The organism is Streptomyces sp. NPDC102258 (genome assembly GCF_055584685.1).
Genome location: NZ_JBVJLO010000009.1, coordinates 297,632 through 308,331, shown reverse-complemented (window position 1 = coordinate 308,331; position 10,700 = coordinate 297,632). Strand labels below are relative to the sequence as shown.

The window sequence follows — 10,700 nt, the reverse complement described above, 5'->3', positions numbered from 1 at the left end:
TGTCGATCTCGTTGTCGAAGTGACCGATGTTGCCCACGATCGCCTGGTGCTTCATCCTGGCCATGTCGGCGGCCATGATGATGTCCTTGTTGCCCGTCGTGGTGATGAAGATGTCGGCCGTCTCCACCACGTCCTGGAGCGTGGCGACCTGGTAGCCGTCCATCGCCGCCTGGAGCGCGCAGATCGGGTCGATCTCGGTGATGATGACCCGAGCGCCCTGGCCGCGCAGCGACTCCGCGCAGCCCTTGCCGACATCGCCGTAACCGCAGACGACGGCGACCTTGCCGCCGATCAGCACGTCCGTGGCCCGGTTGATGCCGTCGATCAGCGAGTGGCGGCAGCCGTACTTGTTGTCGAACTTCGACTTCGTCACCGCGTCGTTCACGTTGATCGCCGGGAAGAGCAGGGTGCCCTCGGCCATCATCTCGTAGAGGCGGTGGACGCCGGTGGTGGTCTCCTCCGTCACGCCGCGGATCTCGGACGCGAGCTGCGTCCACTTCTGCGGGGCCTCACCGAGGGTGCGGTTGAGGAGCGTGAGGATGTGGGCGTACTCCTCGGAGTCCGCGGTGGACGGGTCCGGGGCCGCGCCGGCCTTCTCGAACTCGACGCCCTTGTGGACGAGGAGGGTGGCGTCGCCACCGTCGTCGAGGATCATGTTCGGGCCGCCGGTGGGGGTGTTCGGCCAGGTCAGCGCCTGCTCCGTGCACCACCAGTACTCCTCCAGCGTCTCGCCCTTCCAGGCGAAGACGGGGACGCCCTGCGGGTTCTCCGGGGTGCCGTTCGGGCCGACGGCGATGGCGGCGGCCGCGTGGTCCTGGGTGGAGAAGATGTTGCAGGACGCCCAGCGGACGTCGGCGCCGAGGGCGACGAGGGTCTCGATCAGGACGGCGGTCTGCACGGTCATGTGCAGGGAGCCGGTGATGCGGGCACCGGCCAGCGGCTGCGCCTCGGCGTACTCCCGGCGGATCGACATCAGGCCGGGCATCTCGTGCTCGGCGAGGGTGATCTCCTTGCGGCCGAAGGCGGCGAGGGAAAGGTCGGCGACCTTGAAGTCCATGGGTGCTGCTCCTCATGGGTCGAGAGGGTGGGTACGGCTGAGCCTGGCACCGGCCGAGCCTGGGCAGGGCGGCGCACCGCGCACAGTCCGTCGGGGGCCCTCTCTCCCCTCGGCCGGTCACGAGGACCGCCCGACCGCCATCAGCAGCGACGCCTGACACTGATGACGAATCTACACCGGTCGGCCTAGCGGCCCCAGTCGGCCGGGCTTCATGTCATGCGCTCGTTTCGGGTCCTCCGGCGGAACGGTTCGGGGTCTTTCGGACTTTTGATGCCCGCCTCACCTGGGGCAGGATGCCGAGTGGATCGGGTCGTGTGCGCGGTCCCGCAGGACCTACGGGTGAAGGAGATTTCCAGTGACCAGTCCAGCCGGCCCTCCCGGTGGCGGGGGCGCAAGCGGGCACAAGCGCCTGAAGTTCGTGGCCGTCACGGCCTGTCCGACGGGGATCGCCCACACGTACATGGCCGCGGAGAAGCTACAGCGGGCCGCCGAAGAACTCGGCGTGGACATCAAGGTGGAGACCCAGGGGTCGATCGGGGCCGAGAACGTCCTCTCTGACAACGATGTCAGGGAGGCGGATGGCGTCATCATCGCCGCCGACAAGGAGGTCGACCGCGAGCGCTTCGCCGGCAAGCGGGTCCTGTCGACGGGGGTGGCCGACGGCATCCACCGGCCGAAGGAGCTGATCGAGCGGGTGCGGAGCGCGCCGGTACAGACGGCCGCGACCGTGGCCGGCGGGGGCGGGGGCGGGGGCGCTGGCGGTGGCGGTGGCGGCAAGGAGCGCAGCCTCGCCTACAAGGCGCTGATGAACGGCGTCTCGTACATGATCCCCTTCGTGGTGGTCGGCGGTCTGCTGATCGCCATCGCGCTGGCGCTGGGCGGCCATGCCACGGACCAGGGGTACGTGGTCACCCCGGGCACCTTCTGGGACCACCTCTTCCAGATCGGCGTCATCGGCTTCACCCTGATGATCCCGATCCTGTCGGGCTACATCGCGTACGCGATCGGCGACCGGCCGGCGCTCGTGCCCGGCATGATCGGCGGGTTCATCGCGAACACCGGCGCGCTGTACGACTCCAAGTCGGGCGCGGGCTTCATCGGCGCCATCGTGACGGGCTTCCTGGCGGGCTATCTGGTCCTGTGGATCAAGAAGGTCAAGGTCCCCAAGGCGGTCCAGCCCATCATGCCGATCATCGTGATCCCGATCGTGGCGACGACGGCGCTCGGCCTGTTCTTCATCTACGTCATCGGAAAACCCATCGCGTGGGTCTTCGAGAGCCTCACCGGCTGGCTGGCCGGCATGACCGGCACCAGCGCGATCCTGCTCGGCGCGATCCTGGGCCTGATGATCGCCTTCGACATGGGCGGTCCGGTCAACAAGACGGCGTTCCTCTTCGGTACGGGGCTCATCGCCTCCGGCAACTACGCCGTCATGGGCATGTGCGCGGCGGCCATCCCGGTGATGCCGCTCGGCCAGGGCCTGGCGACCCTGCTGCGCCGCGGGCTCTACTCCGACCAGGAGCGCGAGACGGGCGTGGCGGCCCTCTTCATGGGCATGTTCGGCATTTCGGAGGGTGCGATCCCCTTCGCGGCGGCGCGGCCCGCGCTCGTCATCCCGGCCAACATGCTCGGCGGTGCGGTGGCCGGCGCCATCGCCGGTGTGGCGGGTGTGGGCGACCACGTCCCGCACGGCGGCCCGGTGGTGGCCGCGCTGGGCGCCGTCGAGGGGGTCGTCTGGTTCCTGATCGCCATCGTGGCCGGCACGGTGGTGACGGCGCTGACGACGAACGCGCTGATCGGCATCAAGGAGCGCGGCGGCGGCCGGGTGGCGCCCGCCGCCGCCCCGGCCGCCGCGCCCGAGCCGGTACCGGCCATGGTGGGCGCCGGTCCCGCCGCGATGACGGCGGCCCAGGCCGTGCCCATCGCCGCCGCGGTCGCCGCCGCCCCGGCCCTGGAGGACGCGGGGCCCGAGGTGCTGTCGGGGTACCTGACCGCGCGGACGGTCAAGACGGAGCTGGCCTCCGACTCCAAGGAGGCGGCGATCCGGGAAATGGCCGAGATGCTGGCCACCACCGGCAACGTCCGCGACGTCGACGAGCTGGTCCGGGTCGCCCTGGCCCGCGAGGCGCAGGGCACGACGGGGCTCGGCGAGTCCATCGCCATCCCGCACGCCAAGACCGACGCGGTGGCGCGCCCGACGGTGGGCTTCGCCCGGTCCGGCGAGGGCATCGAGTGGGGCGCGCTGGACGGTACGAAGGCCCGGCTCATCTTCATGATCTCGGTACCGGAGGCCGCCGCCGGTGACGAACACCTGCGGATCCTCGCGCTGCTGTCGCGCAAGCTGATGGACACCGCTTTCCGGGAGCGGCTCCAGTCCGCGCCGGACGAAGCCGCCGTCCTCGACGTGCTGAGCGAGATCCGCTAGCGCGCCGCGCGCCGCTCCCCCGTCGGGCCCCGTACCGCTCCGGTACGGGGCTCGACGGCGTACACGCAGTGTCCGAATCGGTATGTCCGGAGTCGGCACAGCGGCCCCCCGGCGGCATCGGGGGCGTCCCCGTCGACCTACGATGCAAGGCAGGTACATCGGAAGGGACGAAATGGAACACAGGCCAGGACGCAGACGCGGGATCGCGGCGATCGTCCTGCTGGTGCTCGGAGCGGTCATCCTCGGGGGGGTGACGGTGGCGAAGGCCGTGAACCCGCCCCCGCGGTACACGGAGGGCAGGCAGGTCGGCTGGACCATGACGCCGACGTACACCAACGGGGAGAGCATCTACCTGGAACCGGTCGCCAAGGGAACGCTGCGGCGGGGGGACGTCGTACTCGCTTCCGTGCCGTGGTCCCTGCAGAAGACCCAGATGAACCGGGTCGTCGCAGTCGGCGGGGACCGCATCCGCTACAAGCCCAGCAGCAAGGTCGCGGGCCAGTACCGGCTGGTGCTGAACGGCATGCCGCTGGACGAGCCGTACCTGGAGCAGTGGAAGAACCCGTCGGCGGTGGCCTTCGACGTGACGGTGCCCAAGGGGTACGTCTTCCTGATGGCGGACAACCGGATGAACTCGGACGGCTCGCAGTACGCGAACAACGGCCCGGTCCCGGTCGGCAAGGTCACCGCCAAGGTCGTGGCGTACCCGATGGCTAAGCTCGCCGTGTGGGGGCAGCTGGCGGGTGGGCTGGTGATCCTGATCGGCGCCGCGCTGCTGGCCGTGGCCCGGCGGGCGCGCGGGCGCGGCGGGCGGACGGCCGCCGCGGCTCCGGCCACGGCCCCGTTGCCGACGTCGGCGTCGGTGCCGGCGGCCGCCGCGGGTGGCGAGGCGCAGGCGCCGGTGGTGCCCGGTGGGCGCGCGGACGTGTCCTCGTAACGTCTCCCCCGTACGGACCGATGACGAAGGCCCCCACGGCTCATGCCGTGGGGGCCTTCACGCGTACGGGGCCGGGTGTCAGCTCCCGAGGGTCTTGCCGGTGTTCTTCTCGGCGGCCGCGGGGTGGTAGATGTCCGGCTCCAGGTAGATCACGCGGGCGATCGGGACGGCGGCGCGGATGCGGGCCTCGGCGGCGTTGATCGCGTCGGCGACCTCGGTCGCGGTGTCGTTGCCCTCGACCGCGATCTTGGCGGCGACGAGCAGCTCCTCGGGGCCGAGGTGCAGCGTGCGCATGTGGATGACGCGGGTGACCACGTCGCCGTCGACGACGGCGGCCTTGATCTTCTCGACCTCTTCGGTGCCCGCGGCCTCGCCGAGGAGCAGCGACTTGGTCTCCAGGGCCAGCACGACGGCGATGACGATGAGCAGGACGCCGATGCAGAGGGTGCCGATACCGTCCCAGACGCCGTCGCCGGTCAGCAGGGCGAGGCCGACGCCGGCGAGGGCGAGGACGAGGCCGATGAGCGCGCCGAGGTCCTCCAGGAGGACGACGGGCAGTTCGGGGGCCTTGGCGCGCTTGATGAACTGGGGCCAGGTCTGGCTGCCGCGCGTCTCGTTGGACTCCTTGATCGCGGTGCGGAAGGAGAAGCCCTCCGCGACGATCGCGAAGAGGAGGACGCCGACGGGCCAGTACCAGGCCTCGATCGGGTGCGGGTCGTGGATCTTCTCGTAGCCCTCGTAGATGGCGAACATGCCACCGACGGTGAAGAGCACGATGGAGACGAGGAAGGCGTAGATGTAGCGTTCCCGCCCGTACCCGAAGGGGTGTTGGGGGGTCGCCTCGCGCTGCGCCTTCTTTCCGCCGAGGAGCAGCAGGCCCTGGTTGCCGGAGTCCGCCAGCGAGTGGACGCTTTCGGCGAGCATCGACGAGGATCCGCTGAAGAGGAATGCCACGAACTTGGCTACAGCGATGGCGAGGTTGGCGGCGAGTGCCGCCACGATCGCCCTGGTACCGCCCGACGCGCTCATGGGTGCCGTTGTCCCTTCCTAGCCACTGACTACGGCCGCACATTGTTGCAGCCACTTGTGCGGCCGACGGTACGTCAGACGACCACCGTGGCGCGGAAGAGGGTGCCCGAACCGGACAGTTCGACCTTTTCGCCCGCCGGTACGAAAACGGATTCGCCCGGGGCGAGGGTCACTTCGCCGGCCGTGGGCGCGCCGGCCGTGCAGAGCAGGATCTGCGGGGCGCCGTCCGGGAGGGTGTGGGGGACGGCGCCGGGGGCCAGGACGAAGCGGGAGAGCCGGAACTCGTCGATGGGGGTCTCGTAGACCTCCTCGTCGCCGCCCTCGGGGCGCAGGACGCCCGGGGCGCTCGGCTCGAAGTGGACGACCTTGAGCAGTTCGGGGACGTCCACGTGCTTGGGGGTCAGCCCGCAGCGCAGCACGTTGTCGGAGTTGGCCATGAGCTCGACGCCGAGGCCGTCGAGGTAGGCGTGCGGGATGCCGGCGCCGAGGAACATGGCTTCGCCGGGCTGGAGCCGTACGTGGTTGAGCAGCATGGCCGCGATGACGCCCGGGTCGCCCGGGTAGTCGTGGACGAGCGTGGCGTACGGCTCGTACGGGCCGCCGAGGCGTTCGGCGGCGGCCGCGGCCTCCGTGACCGTACGGGTCATCTCGGCGCGGTCCGCGGTCAGGACGGCGGTGAGCACCTCGCGCAGGGCCGCCTCTTCGGGGTGGGCGCGCAGCAGGTCGGCATACGGCTTGAGGGAGTCGACGCCGAGGCCTTCGAGCAGTGCGGCGGCCTCCAGCGGCGGGCGGAAGCCGCACAGGCCGTCGAAGGGGGTGAGGGCGCAGATGAGCTCGGGCTTGTGGTTGGCGTCCTTGTAGTTGCGGTGGCCCGCGTCGATCGGGACGCCGCGCCGCTCCTCGTCCGCGAAGCCGGCCCGGGCCTGGGCGAGGTCGGGGTGGACCTGGAGGGAGAGGGGGGCGCCGGCGGCGAGCAGCTTGAGGAGGAACGGCAGGCGGGGGCCGAACTTGGCGACGGCCGCGGAGCCGAGCTGGCCCTCGGGGTCGGCCGCGATGACGGCGGCCAGGGTGGTCTCGCCCTCGCCTCGGTCGAGCCGGGAGGGGGCGCCGGGGTGGGCGCCCATCCACATCTCGGCCTGGGGCTCACCCGTGGGCTCGGCGCCGAGGAGGGCCGGGATCAGGGTGGGGGATCCCCAGGCGTAGGGGCGGATCGTGTTCGTCAGGCGGTCCATCGTGGTCTTCCGTCGGTCTTCATGGATCTGTGGATCTGTGGCTCTGCGTGCGGGGGCGCGGGGGCGGGCGTCGCGGGGGCGCGCCTCAGCCGTGGCCGCGGGAGGCCAGCGCCAGGTAGGCGGTGGCGAAGTCGGTGACGGCGAGGAGTTCGGCGAGCTGTTCCAGCTCGGTGCCCTCTTCGGGTTCGAGCTCGCTGATCGCCGTGTCGTGGCTGAGGGCGAGCTCACGGGCGGCGGGGGCGGCGGAGAGTCCGCCGGTGGGCCGGTCGCGCAGCAGGACGACGCGGGCGTGCAGGGGCTGGGGCTCCTCGACGCGGTCGCGGAAGAAGTCCTCGGGGTCGGCTCCGGCGGCGAAGGCCCCGGCGAGCAGGACGCCGTGCGCGGGCAGCGCCTCGGGGAGGTCGGCGGCGAGCGCGGGGCGGCCGGCGAGCTCGGCGAGGGTGGCGGCGAAGCGGCGGCCGGCCGGGCCGGCCGCGGGGCCCTCGCTCCAGATGAGGGGGAGGGAATCGGCCAGCTCGGCGGCGAGGGTCTTGGCCGGGTTGGAGTAGGTGACGATGGCCGGGCCGCAGCGCTCGGCGGTGCGGTCGAGGCGGTCGGCGACGAGCTGGAGGGTGTCGGGGGCGGCGGTGACCAGCCCGAGCTTGTCCAGCAGGACCAGCAGCGGGGTCAGCAGCGCCCACAGGGCGCCGGGGCCGGCCGCGGCGGACTCGTCGTACTCCTGGTACGGGGCCTTGGCCATCGGTACGAGAACCCCGTGCGCGCCGTCCACCGCCTCGCTCAGCGGCGAGCGTTCGGGGGCGACGGCGACCACGGTGCAGCCGCGCCGGTAGGCCTGCTCGGCGAGGACGGCGAGGCCGGGTTCGGTGCCGTCGGTGGTGGCGATGAGCAGCAGGTCGACCGGGCCGGCCCAGCCGGGGAGCGCCCAGCGCAGGGCGCCGGCGGCGTGGGCGACGCCGGTGGGGTGCAGGCGGGTCACGGGGGCGGAGGCTCCGGCGAGGGCGCCGAGGAGGTCGGCGACGCCGGTGGCGGCGGTGCCGGGGCCCGCGATGAGGACGGCACGGGGCCGGCCGTCGGGGCGCAGGTCGGCGAGGCCGGCCTCGGTGGCGTGCCGGGCGGCGGTGCGGACCCGGGCCCCGGCTTCGGCGGCGCCGCGGAGCAGGCCCCGACGGTCGGCCCGGGCGAGATCGTCCGGTGCGTCGAGGAGTGGCTCGTCGAGCATGGCGGCCTCCGGCGGTGGTGTCGGGGTCTGCGGTGTGCGGGGCGCTGCGCGGGCGGGGTGGGGCGTGGTGCGGGGTGCGGTTACGCGGGGCGGCGGGCCTCGTCCACGAGGAGGACCGGGATGCCGTCGCGGACCGGGTACGCGAGGCCGCAGTCCTGGCCGGTGCAGATCAGCTCGGGTGCGGTCTCGTCTGCCGAGTTGTCCTGGAGGGGAGCGTGGCAGGCGGGGCAGGCGAGGATCTCCAGCAGGCCGGCTTCGAGCGGCATGGGGCGTTTCCCTTCGGGGAGGCGGATCGCTTATCGCGGATGGGGCGTGGTCAGCGTACCGCCGAGTCACCTGGCGGTGGGCCTGGTGGTGGGGGCGGCGTCCGGTGGGCCGGGTCGGCGCCCTGGGGTGGGTGGTGGCGCGGGCCGCGGGCGGGTGCGGGTCTGTTGCCGGGGGCTCTGCCCCCGGACCCCCGCGCCTCAAACGCCGGCGGGGGCTGGTTTTCGCGACCCGGAGCCGGAGCGGTGGGGGCTGCCGGGCCGAGCTCAGCGGTCCGGCAACGGACCGGTGCAGCCGACCCGGCTGATGTCGGCCCCGGCACCAGCCGAGGGCGGTCAGCCGGACTGCGTTCAGAGAGTCGGCACCAACCGCTGCAGCCGGTCCGGCCGAATTCAGAGAGCCGGCGCCAGACCGGTGCCGGCGGCCGGGGGGATTGCGGAGAGCCGGTGGCGGGCCTGGGGCGCCGCCCGCCCGGGGGGGTGGGCGGCGCCGGGGGTCAGGCGCGGATCAGGGTCAGGACCTCGTCGCGGATCTTGGTCAGGGTGGCCTCGTCGCGGGCCTCTACGTTGAGGCGCAGGAGGGGCTCGGTGTTCGAGGGGCGGAGGTTGAACCACCAGTCGGCGGCGGAGACGGTGAGGCCGTCCAGCTCGTCGAAGGTGACGCCCTCCTGGGAGGCGTACGCGGCCTTGACGGCGGCCGTGCGGCCCGCCTGGTCGGCGACGGTGGAGTTGATCTCGCCGGAGCCCAAGTAGCGGTCGTACTCGGCGACCAGGTCGGACAGGGTGCCCTGCTGGCCGCCGAGGGCCGCGAGGACGTGGAGCGCGGCGAGCATGCCGGTGTCCGCGTTCCAGAAGTCCTTGAAGTAGTAGTGCGCCGAGTGCTCGCCGCCGAAGATGGCGCCGGAGCGGGCCATCTCCGCCTTGATGAAGGAGTGGCCGACGCGGGTGCGGACCGGGGTGCCGCCGTTCTCGCGGACGACCTCCGGGACGGACCACGAGGTGATCAGGTTGTGGATGACCGTGCCCTCGCCGCCGTGGCGGGCCAGCTCGCGGGCCGCGACCAGGGCGGTGATGGCGGACGGGGAGACGCCCTGGCCGCGCTCGTCGACGACGAAGCAGCGGTCGGCGTCGCCGTCGAAGGCGAGGCCGATGTCGGCGCCCTCGGCGATCACGCGGGCCTGGAGATCGACGATGTTCTTCGGGTCGAGGGGGTTGGCCTCGTGGTTCGGGAAGGTGCCGTCCAGCTCGAAGTACATCGGGACGAGCTCCAGCGGGAGGCCCGCGAAGACGGTGGGGACGGTGTGGCCGCCCATGCCGTTGCCCGCGTCGACGACGACCTTCAGGGGGCGGATCGAGGTGAGGTCGACCAGGCCCTTGAGGTGCTCGGCGTAGCCGGGGAGGCTGTCCAGCTCGGTGATGGTGCCCGGGACCGTGCCGGCGGGGATCTCGGGGGCGCCCTCGTCGGTCCACTTCTCGGCGAGCTCGCGGATGGTGGCGAGACCGGTGTCCTGGCCCACGGGGGCGGCGCCGGCGCGGCAGAGCTTGATGCCGTTGTACTGGGCCGGGTTGTGGGAGGCCGTGAACATGGCGCCGGGCAGGTCCAGCTTGCCCGAGGCGTAGTACAGCTGGTCGGTGGAGCACAGCCCGATCAGGGTGACGTCCACGCCGCGGGCGGCGGCGCCGCGCGCGAAGGCGGCGGACAGGCCGGGCGAGGAGGGCCGCATGTCGTGGCCGATGACGATCGCCGTCGCGCCGGTGACCTCGACGAACGCAGCACCGAACAGCTCGGCCAGGGGCTCGTCCCACTCGTCCGGTACGACGCCCCGCACGTCGTATGCCTTGACGATGTTCGAAAGATCTGCGGCCACTGCCTGCCCTCCTGAAGGTTCTGTGCGGTGGAGCAAACCTACCCTGTGCGGAGCGGGGCTTTTCAGACGATCCCGGTGTCAGGAGTCCGGCGAACGCAGGACGCGCAGGTGTCCGCGGCGGGTCTCGCCGCCGGCCTGCGGGCCGGGGCCGGCGCCTCCGGCCTCGGCCGCGCGCTCCGGCGGACGGGCCGCCTCGCGTACGGCGTTGGCGAGTGCCTCCAGGTCGTCACCGCTGGGGCGGGACGGGCCGGATCCGTCCGAAAGGCGTACGACGTCCCAGCCGCGCGGGGCGGTCAGGCGCTCCGAGTGCTCGGCGCACAGGTCGTAGCAGTGGGGTTCGGCGTAGGTGGCGAGCGGGCCGAGAACTGCGGTCGAGTCGGCGTAGACGTACGTCAGTGTGGCGACGGCAGGGCGGCCGCACGCGGTGCGCGAACAGCGACGTACAAGGCTCACGACGTTGGACGGTACCGCACTCTTGACCGGGCCGCGACGACTCGCCCCCCGGCCGGCCCCCCGTGTCGGCTCCGGCGGCGGGTGTGGCGGCGGGTGCGGAGGGGCCCGGCGGGGCGGTGCGGGGGCCCGGAGGCGGCCGGATCGTGCGGGACGTGGCCCTGGTGTGGCCCTGGTGCGAGCCCGGCGGGACACCGGCGCGACACCGGCCCGTGACCGG

Annotated in this window: 9 protein-coding genes; 2 read left to right on the top strand and 7 right to left on the bottom strand. The window is 72.6% G+C overall.

Annotation, left to right across the window (positions count from 1 at the left end; translation table 11 throughout):
• Window positions 1-1,057 (bottom strand): adenosylhomocysteinase (locus ACZ6ZT_RS18160; RefSeq protein ID WP_469720156.1); only part of this gene is annotated, 1,057 nt, incomplete at its 3' end.
• 355 nt (window positions 1,058-1,412) lie between these two features.
• Between ACZ6ZT_RS18160 and ACZ6ZT_RS18155 the strand changes: the two genes are divergently transcribed.
• Both ACZ6ZT_RS18155 and lepB read left to right on the top strand, forming a co-directional pair.
• Window positions 1,413-3,482 (top strand): fructose-specific PTS transporter subunit EIIC, encoded by a 2,070-nt coding sequence (locus tag ACZ6ZT_RS18155; protein ID WP_469720155.1) that lies wholly within the window; start codon window positions 1,413-1,415, stop codon window positions 3,480-3,482.
• Between the two features lie 172 nt (window positions 3,483-3,654).
• A complete protein-coding gene (gene lepB / locus ACZ6ZT_RS18150) occupies window positions 3,655-4,419 on the top strand; it encodes a signal peptidase I (protein WP_469720154.1) in 765 nt (254 codons plus the stop codon).
• A gap of 78 nt (window positions 4,420-4,497) precedes the next feature.
• Here the strand turns inward: lepB and ACZ6ZT_RS18145 are convergent, their stop codons facing one another.
• From ACZ6ZT_RS18145 to ACZ6ZT_RS18120, 6 genes are all read right to left on the bottom strand, one after another.
• Entirely contained in the window at window positions 4,498-5,448 is a 951-nt protein-coding gene (locus tag ACZ6ZT_RS18145; protein WP_469720153.1) for a cation diffusion facilitator family transporter, read from the bottom strand.
• 74 nt (window positions 5,449-5,522) lie between these two features.
• A complete protein-coding gene (gene manA, locus ACZ6ZT_RS18140) occupies window positions 5,523-6,680 on the bottom strand; it encodes a mannose-6-phosphate isomerase, class I (protein ID WP_469720152.1) in 1,158 nt (385 codons plus the stop codon).
• 85 nt (window positions 6,681-6,765) lie between these two features.
• Window positions 6,766-7,899 carry an SIS domain-containing protein gene (locus tag ACZ6ZT_RS18135; RefSeq protein WP_469720151.1) on the bottom strand — a complete coding sequence of 378 codons (1,134 nt, stop codon included), beginning with the start codon at window positions 7,897-7,899 and terminating at the stop codon, window positions 6,766-6,768.
• 80 nt (window positions 7,900-7,979) lie between these two features.
• Entirely contained in the window at window positions 7,980-8,165 is a 186-nt protein-coding gene (locus ACZ6ZT_RS18130; protein ID WP_351829954.1) for a Trm112 family protein, read from the bottom strand.
• 494 nt (window positions 8,166-8,659) lie between these two features.
• Window positions 8,660-10,030: a phosphomannomutase/phosphoglucomutase gene (locus ACZ6ZT_RS18125; RefSeq protein ID WP_469720150.1), complete on the bottom strand. Its 1,371-nt coding sequence runs from the start codon at window positions 10,028-10,030 to the stop codon at window positions 8,660-8,662.
• A 78-nt stretch (window positions 10,031-10,108) separates the two neighbouring features.
• On the bottom strand, window positions 10,109-10,483 hold the full coding sequence (locus ACZ6ZT_RS18120) for a DUF3499 domain-containing protein (protein ID WP_469720149.1): 375 nt from the start codon (window positions 10,481-10,483) through the stop codon (window positions 10,109-10,111).
• Window positions 10,484-10,700: the final 217 nt, after the last annotated feature.